Genomic DNA, 16,531 nt, shown 5'->3' with positions numbered 1-16,531 from the left:
AGACAAAATCCTACTAACACTACAGTAATATTTACAAGAAAAAAAGAGCTTTTCTTATATATCGAAAAGCCCCTCTCTTTTTAATGGGAAGATGCATCACTAATACCATGACCAGTATTAGATTTCACAAGAATCTCATCAAATTTCGCTGCATCTTCTTTCTTACTAGATAACACAGTTCCTAAATATGCAGCAAGGAATCCAAGCGGAATGGAAATAATTCCAGGTGTCGTATATGGGAAAATCGCTTCCCCAACAAATATAGCTTTTCCAGCTACAGGGTTCCAAACATTTGGACTTAACGCTACGAGAACAATTGCTGATACAAGACCAACAATCATACCAGAGATAGCACCTGTTGTATTGAAACGCTTCCAATATATTGTGAATAATATAACTGGTAGATTTGCACTCGCTGCAACTGCAAATGCTAATGAAACTAAAAATGCTACATTCAATGTTTGAGCAAATAACGCTAGTATAATGGATAATACCGCTACTCCAATAGACGCATAGCGAGCCATTGACACTTGCTCTTTTTCCGTTGATTTCCCTTTGCGAATGATTTCATTATAGAAATCATGTGCGAATGCTGATGCGGCTGTTAATACAAGTCCCGCCACTACAGCTAAAATCGTTGCAAAGGCAATTGCTGATACGAAAGCAAATAAGAAATCTCCACCTAATGCTTTCGCTAATAAAGGTGCTGCCATATTACCAGCAGGATTTGCTTTAATAATTGCCTCATTCCCTACAAATGCCGCTGCCCCAAATCCTAAGAAAATTGTCATAATATAAAATGCGCCAATTAACCACGTAGCGTATACAACAGATTGACGTGCTGTTTTTGCATCACGTACTGTAAAAAAGCGAACAAGAATATGTGGTAATCCAGCAGTACCAAGGACTAGTCCTAAATTTAAAGAAAGTGTATCAAGACCATCTTTATACTTTACTCCTGGGTTTAAAAATGAATCTTTTAATGGCGTAGCTGTTTTCATTTGCGCGAACATTTCAGTCACACTAAAATTAAATTTTGAGAAAACGATAACAGAAATAATAAATGTACCAGCCATAAGTAATACAGCCTTGACAATTTGTACCCAGCTCGTCGCAGTCATTCCGCCAAAAATAACGTACACTGTCATTAATGTACCAACGATTAAAACGGATGTCGTATATTCGATCCCTAATAATAATTTAATAAGTGCACCAGCCCCAACTAATTGTGCAATCATATAAAAAATTGAAATCGTCATCGTATTAAGCGCTGCAACGCCGCGAACTTTTTTCGCATCAAAACGCGCCGCAATCATATCTGCTAACGTGTACTTCCCTAAATTTCGAAGTGGCTCTGCAACTAAGTATAATACAACTAAGTAAGCAACTAAGAAACCGATACTATAAAAGAACCCATCAAAACCAGTTAATGCAATAGCTCCAGCTATACCAAGAAAAGACGCAGCAGACATATAATCTCCTGCAATAGCCAGACCATTTTGCCAACCAGTTAATCCTCCTCCAGCTGTATAAAACTCACTCGCATTTTTCGTTTTTTTCGATGCAAAATAAGTTATGACTAATGTACCAAGAACGATGATTAAAAATAGTGCAAATGCGGTTACATTCAAAGTTAGCCCCTCCCTTTTTGCATATCTTGCAGAATGTTTTGCGAGATTTTATCAAAGGATTCTGCTTTTTTGCTATAAATCATACATAATGACCACGTCATGATAAATTGTGCAAATGCAAACACCCATGCCCACGTAACATCCCCAAATGCTGGTGTATTGAGCACCTTTGAATACGATGTTAAAATAGGTAGTGCAATAAAAAAGCTTAAAAAGAAAATACTCATCGGAACGATAAACCTCTTTTTCGTATTTAATAGCAATTGAAATTCTTCTGACTGAACAACCTCTGTATAATTCACTTCATTTTGTAGCTTACGTGCTGACGTATCATCTCTTTTCATTCCCATTCCCCTCTCTTACTAGAAATACAATTCCCCCTTGCATAGCTAAAGACTAAATTTTATAAATATTCAGAAACTTATTTTCATTTTAGACAATCCATACATTCCTGCAAAGATTTTTCGATAGACATTTTTCGGCATTTTCCCCTAAGTTTTTAATATACTTTTTCACCATAAAAATTACGCACTTCAATTCCGTACCAGCCAAGCTTTCATACTCGTTATAACAAAATAAAAAAGTAGTGCTTATCGCACTACTTCTGTCTTTTTCTCTTTTTCTAAATTACGAGCTGTTTCGCTTAATTCAACGTCTTTTCCATCTTTAAGCGTTCCAAATATGAAATCGAATACTGGATTTGAAACACCAAACCAAAACTTTTCATTTTTATAATGGTGTAATATGTGCTGTTTTTTGAGCCATCTTCCAAACTTAGTGACGGGACGAATTGGCTTATGTGCAATATAATGTTTCCATTCATAAACGAGAAGCATAATAATCATTCCGATTCCAAATGAAAGTGTAATAGTAACACTTTTTGCTATAGCGTATGATATAAGTAAATATATAGTAAAGCTTGGTATGCTAAACCATACTGGCAAAAATAAAAGTTTTAAATCATCTGGATACACGTGATGATCATAATGTAATCTTCTTAACATTTTTAATAAAAATACGTTTTTAGGCGGTTTTAAGTGAAATAAAAACCGATGTGTCATATATTCGTTAAGCGTATAAAAAACAATTCCAAACAAACACGCCAACACACCGATCCATGTGAAAAATTGCATTTTTAAAATAATGATGAAAATAAATAAAATACTATACATAATAACGATATCATGTTGTAAAAAGAACTCTTTCCCCACTCTCTTCATCTTCCTTCCCCCTTTTCCAAAAAAACAGCCGCAACATATCGTTACGACTATTTCTTTTATTTTTTATCTTATTCTATTCACTTTACAAATTTGCCTGCTGCTCTATTGTCGAGAAAAAATTGTTCGATCCAAATATATTTTGCTTCGGAATAATATGTTCCACCGCAAACACTGTTACTTCTCCTCTTTGTACCTCTCCAATTATAAGCCCAAATACTTCATGATTTACCGCAAACGTTGGTTGCTTTGTTTGTAGTAATCTTGCTGCATTATGAAATACCGCTTCATATAGTGGATTCCTATCAGTGATGTCTTTTCGGATTTTTGGTGCTAACGTAATAATAATTTCTTTTCCGTCAATAGTGGTTCGATACATAAAAATCTCCCCTTCAATCTTATGTGAACAACTGTAAAGCTTTGTATGCAAAATGGATAGAATATCCTACTAAAATAATACCTGCTCCGGCTGTTATATAGCCAAGTGCTTTTTGCTTTAATAAAGTTCTGCCAAAATGGACAGAAAAAGCGATATTTAAATTCCATAAAATAATGCCAACGATAATACAAAGGCTGTACAAAAAGGCTTCTTGTTTCGTTACCTTCGTAAGCAATGAGCTAAGTGTACTTCCGTATATACCAAACCAAAAAACGAGATTTAATGGATTGGATATCGCAATTAAAAAGCCTGCCATAAACGATTGTTTCAGGCCACCTACCTCTTCTTTTTTATATTCCATATTCGAGTGGGAAATTCCTTGTTTTACACTTTGAAATCCTAAATAAAATAATAAGAAAAACCCTGTGCAATACATAAAAGCTTGTACATATGTATACATAAACACAGAAGATAAACCGAAGTAAATGAGAAGCATAAATAAAATATCCGCAGTCATTCCACCAATTCCAACAACCCACGCATGCCAAAAACCTCGTTCAATTCCTCGTTTTAACATTTCAATATTAATCGGACCTACTGGTGCAGCTAATGAAATACCTAATACAATTTGTTGTATAATCGCTCCAAACATCGCTCTATCCTTTCTACTACCTTTACTATTAAGTAATGATGTAATGATGAAAAATAGACTAGCTTTCATCAAAATATTTACTACTAAAATACCCTTTTTTATCCAAAATATGCAAAAGAGCCATCTAGATGATGGCTCTTACTTTTCTAACTTATGAAGAAAAGGACATTTTCCTTTTAGCGGCTCTACATCGTCTCCTATGAAATATTGTTTCCATTCGCGATGATCCGGATCACCATAATGACTAATATTAGGATGCTTCGGCAGCTGATCCCACTTTTCAACCCGCTCGCGGACCGTTTGTCTTGAATATGCTCCTTTAGGGCGATCCCCTTCTAATCCATCAAAAATGGTTCGTGGTTGAAACCCAATAACGAGAGAATTTCCTAAATGCCTAGTTTTTCGTTGTTTATACGCTGGCGCATTTCCAAATGCAAATATCGGTTCCCCACCAAATGAAAATTCCCATAAGTAATGGTCTGGGTCTTCAGGAATTTGCTTCGGCCATGTTTGATCATCGTTTTCATGTAAATATTGTAGTACTTTCCAAAAGTAATCACGATAATATTCTAGTGATTTTTCTTCACATTCCGGTTCTACAAAAAGAAAAAATCCCCTTCTTACAATTGGGCGCTCTTTCATTAATTCTAAAAAAGATAACATTGTATGCGGCAAATGACTCCAATCATTATGAGAGAGGAAGGAATAACGAAGTTCATTCTTTTTCAAAGCTGTTAAGCCGAAATAACACGGGAAAGTTGGTTCTAGCACGACACTCGAAAAATTGTGAAATTCCTTTGTAACCCAATTTGGTATGTCTGTTCTCGTTTTCATTCCTTCATTATCTAATAAATAAGACTCGTTCATTCTTTCTTTCACCTCATTATGTATAGCATTCAATTAAGAATATTACATACTCGGCCTGTCCTATACCTATTTAAAAATCCGGCTGAAAAATTATTTAAAAATACAAAAAAATAAAATCGCTTACTTGACTAAATTCTACCAATTCGTGTATATTTAAATTAATCATTTAGCAGAATATTCAAGATTATAGCATTTTTAGTTTATATTATCTTTTCAAATGAATTTCACTAAATGAAAAAAGCAAATGTTTTTAGGAGGAATTGTAACATGCAAGGAAAAGTAAAATGGTTTAACAACGAAAAAGGTTTTGGATTTATCGAAATGGAAGGCGCTGACGATGTATTCGTACATTTCTCTGCTATTCAAGGCGACGGCTACAAAGCTTTAGAAGAAGGTCAAGAAGTATCTTTCGATATCACTGAAGGAAACCGCGGACCTCAAGCTGCTAACGTAGTAAAACTTTAATCCAACATATGACAGGAGGTTACCTAACTTGGTAACCTCCTTTGTTATTCCTTTGTATATTTCCGTTTTCCAGAGCAAAAACTATGTGAAATGCGCAATATACAAAGGAGGAATTAGCAATGGGATCAGAAGTAAATGATTTTGAAGAAGTAAAATTCCGTGTAGAAACAGCACAAAAAATGGTAGGATCAGCGACAATTTCAATGGATCCAGATACATTAGAGCATGCTACTACTGCTGTAGAAGCCGCTCGCTCTCAGCTTGAAATTATGAAATCTGTTGCGACAGATTTAGATGAGCCATTTCTAATGAATGAGGAAAAAAAATTAAGTAAATGTGAGCATCAATTAAATGAAGCAAGACACTAAAAAACATCCAGAGAATTTTCTCTGGATGTTTTTTCATGACAACTGTTCTCCATACTTTTTCAATGTTTCTCCAACTGTACATTGCCGTATACAAAAAGAATGAGCATAATACTTACTATTTGTCTTTCGATTATGTTCTCGCAAAAAACACCCTTCACAATACGTTTCTAATAAGTCATTTACCTCTGTAATGAGTTGCTTTTTATCCACCTTTGCACCTCTCTATTCGGTTATTTCTTTATGACTATCAATAACTGTTCCTTCTAATGCTTGCGTAGCTAATTGGTGTGCTTCTTTGTTTTGTTTTCTAGATATCGGCTCACATACAAGTTTTAATTTCATTTGCTTCGCCTTTTGTTCAATTTGATCTAAATAATGATTTAAATGCTCATCATAACAAGGCCATTCTCCAGCCAATTGCTGCAGAACAACTTGCGAATCACCTCGAAGTGTAACTGCTTCATACTTAATCCCTAATTCCTCGAGTATATTCATGCTGTATAATAATGATGCATATTCCGCTTCATTATTATCATATATGCCTTCTATGTATGCATTACGGCGAATTCGGTATTTTGTATTTCCTTTTTTATAGTATACACATATACCTACTCCAGCTTCTTTCGTCTGTACATCATAACCGCCATCAAAATAAACGAGTATTTCTTGGGGCTCTTCCTCCACTTGTTTACTCAGCTTTTTCATTTCCTTTAATGACCATTCTGCATCCATTTCATCATAAAATGATAGTTCCTTCACTCTTCCTGTTTTCTCGAAATCCTCTGCAAATTGCAGTACATCTTCTATGTGCATATAATCTGTCGTTAATTCCGTCTGCAAACTGCTCTTTGTTTTATACAACCAATGAATTTTATATTTCATACTAGATTCCCCTTATATAAGACTTCTTATATGTAGCCAGCTAATGAAAGCCTCACTTTATTTTATTATATTGTATCAAGAGTCACAGCATTATATTCAATGTGATTACATACAAAAAGAGCTATCCCTTTAGGAATAGCTCTTTCATCTATTGCATAAATCTTTCAAATTGTACTCGCTTATTAATCCAGTACATGACAGGCATACCGATCGCCATGACAACAAATTCACCGACTGCACATGTTAACCAAGTCAACATAAATGGTAAATCAAATGCAAGATGCAGTTCAATTGCAATCATAAACATTGTAATTGTAAAAATAACTGTATTAAAAATCATACGAGCCCAAACACCTTTAATAAATCGCATAGAAATAATCGTTGCAACTAATGCAAGAATAGATTGCCCTACTCCAAATACTAAGTCGTAAGCGATCATAGGTGAGAAAAAGAGATTTGTTAAAAATACACCTAATACAATTCCGTAAATTGCTTTCTTATTAAATACTATAAGATGATTAAACATCTCTGAAATACGAAACTGTACATTCGTAAAGCCAAATGGCTGAATAAGCATAGAAACAGCAATATATAATGCCGCTAAAATACCATTACCGACTAATGTTCTAATATTCATGACAAAATCTCCTTAGTTTTTTTACGTGGGATGGTTTCGAACCACGTTATTCGTTTTTTAAGCAACAAGATTATATTCTACGCAATACACACTCTTTCGTCAATAGATTCCTATCATTAACTACCTTTTTTCTTTTAGACAACGTATAATAAAACATATGAAAGATTTAGGAGGTTTCACTTCATGACAGCAACAATTCAAAATGAAAAAGTGATCGTTTCCATTTCTGACAAAGGTGCAGAATTACAAAGCGTTCGCTTAAAAGAAGATAATACCGAGTACTTATGGCAAGGCGATTCTACTTATTGGGGGCGCCGCGCACCAATTTTATTCCCAATTGTCGGCCGATTAGTAGATAATACATACTACGTAGATGGTAAACCATATTCTTTAACACAACACGGCTTTGCTCGTGACCTTACATTCTCTGTGAAAGAACAAAGTGAAACGAAAATCACTTATATTGTTACTAGTAATGAAGAAACATTAAAAAAATACCCATACGAATTCGAATTACTTGTTTCTTATGAGCTAGACGGACAAATCGTTCATGTAACATATGAAGTAAATAATCCTGCTTCAAAAGAGATGTTCTTCTCAATCGGAGCACATCCTGGTTTCAACTTCCCGTTATTAGAGGGCGAATCATTTACAGATTATCATTTATCATTTAATGGTTCTGAACGCTTAGAAACAAGCGTATTAGAAGGACCTTACCTTTCAAGCAAAAAGCAATTAATCGCTGAAAATACGAATGAATTACCACTTACATACGATTTATTTAAAAATGATGCACTTATTTTTGAAAATATGAATACGTATGAAATCTCTATTCGCTCTCATAAACATAATAAATTTGTAAAAGTAGAATTTGACGGATTCCCATTTGTCGGCGTATGGACAACAGGTGAGAATGCACCTTTCTTATGTATTGAACCTTGGTACGGAATTGCCGATGAAGTAACTCCAGCAAAAGATTTAAAGGAAAAAAAAGGAATTCAATCTTTACAAGTGAATGAAACATTTACATGTCGTTATAGCATTACAATCGGCTAATTACTCTATCCCCTACTTCAAAGAAACATATAAGTAGGGGATCATCTTATAATTTGGAGGTTTCTCATTTTGATTGAAGTATATATTGATGGTGCATCAAAAGGAAATCCAGGTCCTTCTGGTGCAGGGGTGTTTATTAAAGGGGTTCAACCAGCTGTACAATTATCATTACCACTTGGGACAATGTCCAATCATGAAGCAGAATACCACGCTTTACTTGCAGCATTAAAATATTGCACGGAGCATAATTATAACATTGTCTCTTTTCGTACAGATTCGCAACTTGTTGAGCGAGCTGTCGAAAAAGAATACGCAAAAAATAAAATGTTTGCACCACTATTAGAGGAAGCATTGCAGTACATAAAAAGTTTCGATCTCTTTTTTATTAAGTGGATTCCGAGTAGTCAAAATAAAGTTGCTGATGAATTAGCTAGAAAAGCTATTTTACAAAATTAACGGGGGTATGAGTGTGAAAAAAGATTGGATTGCTCCTCTTGCTTTATTATTTGTCTCTTTTATTTGGGGAGCTACATTTGTTGTCGTTCAAAATGCTATGTCTTTCGTTGGCCCATTTACTTTTAATGGTATTCGCTTTTTATTCGCTGGAATTATTTTATTATTCGTTCAAATGATTTTCTCAAAAAAAACTTCAAAACAAGATATAAAACAGAGTAGTCTCTCTGGATTGATCGTTGGATTCTTTTTATGTGTTGGCTATGTATTACAAACATTCGGCTTACTTTATACAACATCTTCAAAAGCAGGCTTCTTAACAGGGCTTAGTATCGTTATGGTACCCATTTTGTCTTTTATCTTTTTAAAACAAAAAGCTACCATTTTCATCGTACTTGGCATTGCTGTAGCAACAGCAGGTTTATACTTATTAACAGCTGGTGATTCTTTTCAATTGAACATTGGAGATATACTCGTTCTCGGTTGTGCAGTTGCTTTCGCTGCTCATATTCTCGTTAACGGCTTCTTTTCTAAGAAAATATCACCTTTATTATTAAGCACATCACAAGTATTAGCTGTCGGTATGTTTTCTTCTATTTGCGCCTTTTTGTTTGAAGATTGGGAAAAATTATTTTCAGTAGCACTATGGACGAATTCTTCCTTTTTATTCGCCCTATTTCTAACTTCCCTATTTGCAACATCCATTGCTTTTTTCATTCAAACATCAGCGCAAAAACATACGTCTCCAACGAGAGTAGCTATTATTTTTGCAATGGAGCCCGTTTTTGCTGCATTAACAGGCGTTCTCGTTGCAAACGAACAACTTTCTATTTCTGCTATTATCGGATGTCTATGTATTTTCCTAGGCATGGTTTTTGTTGAATTACCTTCCAAAACAAAAAAAGAAGCGCAGGCTGCGTGAAGTTACGCTTGTAACTTCCGCATAAAAGCCTTAGCGCTTTTTTTATCTGTAATTTCTTCTTCTTTCAATCGTTCTAATAATGCAACAAAATAACTCCCATCAAACTGTAATTGATGTTTAATTGTCGCTTCTATTGCTGCGTTCACAATTCCATCAGATGCACCAGTATATCCTTGTCCGAACATAATAAACCCTTGTGCTTCCTCTGATAATTTAAATCCTTTCGTATGTAAGAATGAAAGATAATCTTCTACTGTTTGCATGTTATTCCCACCTACTCAAAAATTCTCCATCTCCTATCATACATGTTTTTACACGCTATGAGAATGAAATTTCTTTGACAACTTTGTAAATCTATCGTCTACTGCATAGACAATAGAGGATTTCCTTGCAATATGAATGAATATGTATAGTGGAACTTATTTCATATTAAAGGGGAGACACGATGAAACAAGCACTATTAATTATCGATGCGCAGCAAGAATTAATGGATGGAAATGAACAAGAACATGAAGTTTTTCTTAAAACCGAGTTATTAACTACACTAAATACAGCCGTACAGAAAGCAATAGATGCAAATGCCCTTATTGTTTTCGTAAGAGATATCGATGTTGCTTCTGGCAGCGGAGAAGGATTTGAGGTACATAATCAAATTAAAGTCCCTCAGTCTGCAATCCTTATTAATAAAGCAGCAACAAACTCATTCTATGGCACTTCTTTACTTGAACTTTTAAAAGAAGAAAAAATTAACCATCTCGTTATAGGTGGATGTAAAACAGAACATTGCATCGACACCGCCGTTAGAACAGCTACTGTACAAGGATTTGACGTTACATTAATTAAAAACGGTCATTCCACAACTGATTCTAGCGTATTACCTGCAGAACAAATTATTGGTCATCATAATAAAACCCTACATGGACATTATAACGTTGATCATTTTTCTATGGTGAGAGATATTGAGGAAGACCTCTTTGAACCTATTCATGATCAATATCGTGATTAAATCAACCGTAAAAAGAATCCTTTTCACGAAAGGATTCTTTTTTTATCCAAAAATTTGTGCTGCAATACTATAGAGCCCATTATTCCTTTTTAAAAATTGATCACTATTTCTCATCATAATTGGTGGTGTATTCACCTTTTGAAAACCAGTAATCTCTAATTCTTTCATAAAATCATTCTTTCCTTCTGTTACATCTATTCTTAATTTTCCGCTATACCCTTTTGCTAACTCATGTACTATTCTCATTGCCATCGCATCATTTTTAGCAACGACTGGACCTATTATTTTATTTTCTGGTGTTTGTATACTTAAACCGTAACCTAATACATTTTGTTCCTTATCCTTTACAACTATACACTGATCGCTTTGCATAATTCTTTGTTTTAAAAACTCGTTTCGACTTGTTCCAAATGCGCCTTCATCTATTCTTATTATTTCTTCTAAATCCCCCTTTTTATAAACCATCATATATTCTTCATCTTCTGCACATTTAAAATTTGTATTGTACGAGTTACATATGTATTTATAAACATAACTTACTACCCTAAATCCTAATTTTTTATATAAAGACTTCCCCTCATCTGTAGCAATAAGCATAATTGGAGTTCGACCTAATACGCTATTCATGCAAGCATTCGTTATCGCCTTTCCAATCCCTCTCCCCTTATAGTCTGGATGTACAATGACCATTCCAATAGACGCTACTTCCTCCCCATATAATATTATTGCCGCACTAGCAATTAGTTCCTCTCTCTCATTCCACACACCGTATACAATACCTGAGTCAAAAATAGTCGCAATTTCTTCTCCGTTATAATCCCATCCAATATAAGAAGATAATGAAACAATATCATTTATATTTTCTTTTCTAAGACGCTCCACCCTAATTTCCAATTCAATCATAATCCATCCCCTTATCTAGACATTTAAATCATTATTATCAAATCAACTTGTACATGTTTCCTTTTATCTGACACACACATATCCTATTTTGACCAAGACTATATTGTAAATGAGGTGACAACATGCCCATTACGAATCGATTTTCTACCACCACTAACGGCGCACTCGCGATTACAGGTAATACTTTAGGCTTAAGTAAAATTAGTAATCAAAACCGTGCTGGTACAATCGGGGCAATTGGTGCATTTATAAGTACAAATACCGCTTTACAAGTGCCGAGTTTTCCTGCTGGGACAACATTAAACTATACACAAAATAGTTCTACCGCTCTTTTAAATATACCTGCTGGTAGTACTATTCTTTACGCAGAACTTGTTTGGGGCGGAAACTATTTATCTCGTGATCAAAACATTACGAGTGTATTAGGAAACCCAGTTTCTTTTACAACACCTGTGTCAACATACTCGATTCCCCCTTCATCTGTTACAGCTTCTAATCAAACATTCGTTTCTGGAGCTGTCACATTTGGATTTTATACACGCTCAGCAGATGTAACATCCCTCATTCAGGCTGGTGGATCAGGCTCTTATACAACTGGGGCTGTCCCTGGACTTGTAGATCCTTTAGATGCTTCTAACGGGGCTATTAATTCTTCTGGATGGACGCTCATTGTCGCTTATCAAAACGGTTCCTTGCCCGCAAGAAATTTAACAATTTACGTAGCCGGTAACCGTGTTTCTGCTGATACTGGTAGTGCAGATGTAGCTGTTTCAGGATTTTTAACACCTGCAGGGGGACCTGTAAGCGGGAGATTATTTTTAAGCTCTACTGAAGGGGATGCTGATTTAACTGGGGATCAAGCTTTATTTGGACCAAATTTCAGCTCATTAAATGCTTTATCTGGACCAAACAATGCTATAAATAATTTCTTCGGTTCTCAAATTAATAATGCGGCTGGAAACTTAGATACAACTGGGACATTCGGAACACGCAATCAAAGTGCCGCTACAAGCACAAATATCTCCGCAGGCCGGCAAGGTTGGGACATTACTTCTATTGATATTTCTCCTTATTTAACAAATTCTCAAGTCTCAGCTGCAATCCGTTTAACAACTAACGGAGATGCATATATGTTAAATACAGTCGGGTTACAAATTAATATAAACTCACCTAACATACAAGCAACGAAAAGCGTGAATAAAAGCGTCGCTGCAATTGGAGATATTCTCACTTATACCGTTACTATCCCTAACACCGGCCTTCTGCCTGCTAATAACGTTACTTTTACAGACATACTCCCTAACGGTACTTCCTTTATACCTGGCACTGTAACGGTAGATAACGTACCACAAACAAATGCAAATCCGGCTGCTGGTATATCTCTTGGAACAATTAATAACAATGCTTCTCGTACAGTAACTTTCCAAGCAACTGTCGTTTCTCTTCCAAATCAAAATCCAATTTCTAACACTGCGAATATTACATTTCAATATACACCAATTGCCGGCGGAACGACTTTTAACGGTCTTGCAACAAGTAACTCTGCAGGAACGCAAATTAACCTCGCGGATATTAATGGAACAAAATCAGTTAACAAAATCTTTACTGATATTGGCGAAACGTTAACTTACAGTATCGCCTTAGCTAATATAGGAAATATCGCAGCAACGAACGTTGTTTATACGGATCCGATTCCTAGCGGGACTACTTTCATTCCAGGGAGTGTAACTGTTAACGGCGTTACTCAAGCTGGTGCAAATCCCGCTAATGGTATATCCGTCGGAACTATTGCTGCTAATTCTACGACTACTGTTTCCTTTCAAGTATTCGTTCCTTCTATCCCGCAAACAAATCCAATATTAAATAGTGGTACAACAACTTATCAATACATTCCTGTGCCAAATCAGCCGGCAGTAAGTGGGACTGATACGACCAATATCGTATCTACTCAAGTAAATAACGCTACTGTAACTATGGCCAAAACAGTAGATAAAAATTTTGCAGATATTGGTGATACATTAACTTACACCGTTTCCTTTACAGGTACAGGTAATACGAATGCGAACAACGTTATTTTTACAGATATCATTCCCACTAGTACAACTTTTGTTCTAAACAGTTTAACAATAGATGGAACGACACAAGTTGGCGCAAATCCCGCTAACGGTGTAAATATAGGATCCATCCCAACCGGTACGACAAAAAACATTTCATTTCAAGTAGTAGTAACTACAATTCCTCCATCAGGTGTCGCACCTAACGGATCAAGCGCTTCTTATCAGTACACCGTCAATCCAAGCCAATCACCCGTTACAAAAAACATTTCTTCTAATCTCGTTTCCACTCAAATTAACAATGCAAATCTAACATTAACAAAATCAACAAATAAACAATTTGCTACAATTGGCGAGACAATCAGTTATACAATTCTTATTACAAACAGCGGAAATACAGCTGCTACTAACGTTCAACTAACAGATCCACTTCCGAATGGAACGATATTGACTCCTGGTACTGTAACACTAAACGGAGTTTTACAAAATGTAGATTCTCTCGTCGCCTTACCTATTGGCACAATTCCTGCTGGTGCTACTTTTACCCTTTCTTTCCAAGTAACAGTCATCAATATTACCGCCCAAAATCCAATCATTAATAATGCTTTCGCCTCTTATCTATATACTGTAAATCCAAGCTTTCCACCCACTTCAAAAACAGCAAATTCTAATTCTGTTACATCAACAATTAGACTAGCAAACCTTCAAGTTACTAAATCAGTAGATCAAACGTTTGCGGAAGTTGGCGATATATTAACTTACACTTTTTCTCTTACAAACGATGGAAATGTTACAGCGAACAATGTAGTACTATCCGACTCAATTGCGAATGGTACTGCCTTTGTACCAAACAGTGTTACGATTAACAATGTTGCTCAGCCAGGTGTTACACCAGCCAGCATCAACATTGGTAGCATCAATGCTAATACCACAATTACAGCTTCATTCCAAGTATTAATCACTAGCATTCCAAACCCAAACCCTATTTCAAATAGCGCTTCCATTTCCTATAATTTTATCGTTGATCCAAATACTGCACCTGTAAGTAAGAACACAGCTTCAACCACTACATTTACTCAAGTAAATGATGCAAATGTCATTTCGACAAAAACAGTGGACCGAGCGTTCGCTACTGTTGGGGATGTATTAACTTATACTATTCTTTTAATGAATGCAGGAAGTGTTACTGCTGATAGTCCAACTTTCGTAGATACAAATCCAGATGGCACTACCTTTATTCCAAACACGTTCCTTATTAATGGTGTGCTACAAAATAACGCAGATCCAAATATAGGTGTTCCGTTGCCCTCCATTCCTGCTAACGGTGAAATTACTGTTTCTTATCAAGTAACTGTCACCTCTTTACCAGCCCAAAACCCAACAATAAATTCATCTAGTACACAGTATAGCTTTATTCTAAATCCAGGCGATCCACCAACTATAGAAATATCTTTAAGTAACACTGTAAGTACACAAATTAACTTAGCAAATGTAGTTATTGTCAAACAGGGAGATTTAACTATTGCCGATGTTGGGCAGCCAATCACATATACAATCTCCTTAGCTAACCTTGGCAATACTCCAGCAAATAATGTAGTCGTTACCGATATCATTCCTACCGGCACCACACTCGTACCAAATAGTATTTTTATAGGTGGTACTTTACAGCTAGGCGCAGACCCAAACGCCGGTCTTCAAGTTGGTACAATTCCTGCTGGTGGTTTTACAACGATTGTCTTCCAAATTAGCGCGAGTGAGATACCCTCACCAAATCCAATTCAAAATAGCGCGGCACTCCAATATAACTTTATCGCCGATCCAAATTTACCTGCTGTTGTGAGAAATGCTACTAGCAATATAGTAGCTACACAAATTAATACTGCTAATATTGTTGCTACGAAACTAACGAGCACAAACTTTGCTGATGTTAGTGATGTCATAACGTATACAACGATTTTAACGAATAGCGGCAATATCCCTGCCTCTAATGTAACGTTTACAGATATCATTCCAGCTGGTACCATCTTCCTTCCGAATACTGTAACGATTAACGGTGTCCCTATAGCCAATGCAAATCCTGCTAACGGCATTCTTATTGGTACGATAGGAGCGAATTCATCACGTACCGTTTCATTCCAAGTTTTTGTACCAACTATTCCTGCGGTAAATCCAATTACAAATCAATCGAGCACTACTTTCCAATACACATATGACCCATCTAAACCAGCCGTCATGCAGATGGTGGCATCTAACACTGTACAGACAACTATTAATAACGCTACGATTACCGCGACAAAATCAGCCAATAAACAGTTTGCTAATATAAATGATATTATTACGTATACGACTACTTTAACGAATACTGGAAACACACTTGCATCAAATATAATATTTACAGATGCCATTCCAAGCGGGACTTCTTTTATTCCAAATAGTGTAACAGTAAATGGTAATACACTCTCTAATGCAAATCCTGCTAATGGCATAGCAATTGACCCTATAAATCCGAATACAAATACAATAATTTCGTTCCAAGTGCAAGTAAATTCCATCCCGAATCCGAATCCAATCCCTAATCAAAGTAATACCGCTTACCAATATGTCGTAAATCCTAACTTACCTCCAGTATCCTCTAATGCGTTAAGTAACGTAATAACAACTCAAATTAACAATGCTACTATTGTCGCTACGAAGTCAGTGAATACACCGAATGCTGCAATTGGGGACATCGTTACTTATACGATTGCAGTTACAAACACAGGAAATATCCCTGCCAGTGCTACAGTTTTAACAGATGGACTTGGACCTGGTGCATCCTTCATCCCAAATTCCGTTACGATAAATAACGTTTCCCAACCTGGATTAGATCCTTCCTTAGGTATTCATTTAGACGATATTTCACCAGGAGGCACTACTTTTATTACATTCCAAGTGAAAATCCTCGCTATTCCACCTAGTGGCACTTTAACGAATAATGCTCTTGTAAACTACGAATATGCAGTGAATCCAACTGAAACACCAGCTGTTGGTAGTACCGTT

At 35.8% G+C, this 16,531-nt stretch carries 18 protein-coding genes and 1 riboswitch; of the genes, 7 read left to right on the top strand and 11 right to left on the bottom strand.

Annotation, left to right across the window (positions count from 1 at the left end; genetic code table 11):
• Window positions 1–80: 80 nt before the first annotated feature.
• From F8162_RS19975 to F8162_RS19950, 6 genes are all read right to left on the bottom strand, one after another.
• Window positions 81–1,631 carry a cation acetate symporter gene (locus F8162_RS19975; RefSeq protein ID WP_001103251.1) on the bottom strand — a complete coding sequence of 517 codons (1,551 nt, stop codon included), beginning with the start codon at window positions 1,629–1,631 and terminating at the stop codon, window positions 81–83.
• Window positions 1,632–1,633: 2 nt separating this feature from the next.
• Window positions 1,634–1,975, bottom strand: a complete 342-nt coding sequence (locus tag F8162_RS19970; RefSeq protein ID WP_151630982.1) for a DUF485 domain-containing protein — start codon at window positions 1,973–1,975, stop codon at window positions 1,634–1,636.
• A 246-nt stretch (window positions 1,976–2,221) separates the two neighbouring features.
• On the bottom strand, window positions 2,222–2,851 hold the full coding sequence (locus F8162_RS19965) for a sterol desaturase family protein (protein WP_098259039.1): 630 nt from the start codon (window positions 2,849–2,851) through the stop codon (window positions 2,222–2,224).
• An 82-nt stretch (window positions 2,852–2,933) separates the two neighbouring features.
• On the bottom strand, window positions 2,934–3,227 hold the full coding sequence (locus tag F8162_RS19960) for a cytoplasmic protein (RefSeq protein WP_151630983.1): 294 nt from the start codon (window positions 3,225–3,227) through the stop codon (window positions 2,934–2,936).
• 19 nt (window positions 3,228–3,246) lie between these two features.
• The gene (locus F8162_RS19955) at window positions 3,247–3,879 is read right to left on the bottom strand and encodes a LysE family transporter (protein WP_000466560.1); all 633 of its coding nucleotides are present in this window, start codon (window positions 3,877–3,879) and stop codon (window positions 3,247–3,249) included.
• 138 nt (window positions 3,880–4,017) lie between these two features.
• The gene (locus F8162_RS19950) at window positions 4,018–4,746 is read right to left on the bottom strand and encodes a YqcI/YcgG family protein (RefSeq protein ID WP_151630984.1); all 729 of its coding nucleotides are present in this window, start codon (window positions 4,744–4,746) and stop codon (window positions 4,018–4,020) included.
• Window positions 4,747–5,013: 267 nt separating this feature from the next.
• Between F8162_RS19950 and cspB the strand changes: the two genes are divergently transcribed.
• Entirely contained in the window at window positions 5,014–5,211 is a 198-nt protein-coding gene (cspB, locus tag F8162_RS19945) for a cold shock-like protein CspB (RefSeq protein WP_001161731.1), read from the top strand.
• A 119-nt stretch (window positions 5,212–5,330) separates the two neighbouring features.
• Window positions 5,331–5,579, top strand: coding sequence for a DUF2564 family protein (locus F8162_RS19940; RefSeq protein WP_000534395.1), 249 nt, complete (start codon window positions 5,331–5,333; stop codon window positions 5,577–5,579).
• A gap of 33 nt (window positions 5,580–5,612) precedes the next feature.
• On the opposite strand, the gene F8162_RS19935 is transcribed toward F8162_RS19940, so the two are convergent.
• From F8162_RS19935 to F8162_RS19925, 3 genes are all read right to left on the bottom strand, one after another.
• On the bottom strand, window positions 5,613–5,789 hold the full coding sequence (locus F8162_RS19935; RefSeq protein ID WP_000358801.1) for a zinc-finger domain-containing protein: 177 nt from the start codon (window positions 5,787–5,789) through the stop codon (window positions 5,613–5,615).
• Window positions 5,790–5,801: 12 nt separating this feature from the next.
• The gene (locus F8162_RS19930) at window positions 5,802–6,461 is read right to left on the bottom strand and encodes a ribonuclease H family protein (RefSeq protein ID WP_151630985.1); all 660 of its coding nucleotides are present in this window, start codon (window positions 6,459–6,461) and stop codon (window positions 5,802–5,804) included.
• Between the two features lie 148 nt (window positions 6,462–6,609).
• A complete protein-coding gene (locus tag F8162_RS19925) occupies window positions 6,610–7,098 on the bottom strand; it encodes a QueT transporter family protein (protein WP_151630986.1) in 489 nt (162 codons plus the stop codon).
• 6 nt (window positions 7,099–7,104) lie between these two features.
• Window positions 7,105–7,149: riboswitch (PreQ1 riboswitch) on the bottom strand.
• Window positions 7,150–7,281: 132 nt separating this feature from the next.
• Between F8162_RS19925 and F8162_RS19920 the strand changes: the two genes are divergently transcribed.
• The 3 genes from F8162_RS19920 to F8162_RS19910 all read left to right on the top strand — a co-directional run bounded on the left by F8162_RS19920 (window position 7,282) and on the right by F8162_RS19910 (window position 9,529).
• Entirely contained in the window at window positions 7,282–8,154 is an 873-nt protein-coding gene (locus tag F8162_RS19920; RefSeq protein ID WP_151630987.1) for an aldose 1-epimerase family protein, read from the top strand.
• 69 nt (window positions 8,155–8,223) lie between these two features.
• Window positions 8,224–8,610, top strand: coding sequence for a reverse transcriptase-like protein (locus F8162_RS19915; RefSeq protein ID WP_000573873.1), 387 nt, complete (start codon window positions 8,224–8,226; stop codon window positions 8,608–8,610).
• A gap of 13 nt (window positions 8,611–8,623) precedes the next feature.
• A complete protein-coding gene (locus F8162_RS19910) occupies window positions 8,624–9,529 on the top strand; it encodes a DMT family transporter (protein ID WP_151630988.1) in 906 nt (301 codons plus the stop codon).
• A 2-nt stretch (window positions 9,530–9,531) separates the two neighbouring features.
• On the opposite strand, the gene F8162_RS19905 is transcribed toward F8162_RS19910, so the two are convergent.
• Window positions 9,532–9,792 carry a DUF6123 family protein gene (locus F8162_RS19905; protein ID WP_001195212.1) on the bottom strand — a complete coding sequence of 87 codons (261 nt, stop codon included), beginning with the start codon at window positions 9,790–9,792 and terminating at the stop codon, window positions 9,532–9,534.
• 182 nt (window positions 9,793–9,974) lie between these two features.
• On the opposite strand from F8162_RS19905, the gene F8162_RS19900 reads away from it, so the two are divergent.
• On the top strand, window positions 9,975–10,535 hold the full coding sequence (locus tag F8162_RS19900; RefSeq protein ID WP_151630989.1) for a cysteine hydrolase family protein: 561 nt from the start codon (window positions 9,975–9,977) through the stop codon (window positions 10,533–10,535).
• A 42-nt stretch (window positions 10,536–10,577) separates the two neighbouring features.
• Here F8162_RS19900 and F8162_RS19895 read toward each other — a convergent pair whose 3' ends face one another.
• Window positions 10,578–11,438, bottom strand: coding sequence for a GNAT family N-acetyltransferase (locus F8162_RS19895; RefSeq protein ID WP_151630990.1), 861 nt, complete (start codon window positions 11,436–11,438; stop codon window positions 10,578–10,580).
• A 122-nt stretch (window positions 11,439–11,560) separates the two neighbouring features.
• On the opposite strand from F8162_RS19895, the gene F8162_RS19890 reads away from it, so the two are divergent.
• The coding region (locus F8162_RS19890) for a beta strand repeat-containing protein (RefSeq protein ID WP_151869341.1) at window positions 11,561–16,531 on the top strand (4,971 nt) is incomplete at its 3' end.

The sequence above is a fragment of the Bacillus sp. CH140a_4T genome, from assembly GCF_008923725.1.
GTDB lineage: Bacteria > Bacillota > Bacilli > Bacillales > Bacillaceae_G > Bacillus_A.
Note: the sequence above shows the minus strand (reverse complement) of the source record. Positions and strands in the feature narration are given on the sequence as shown.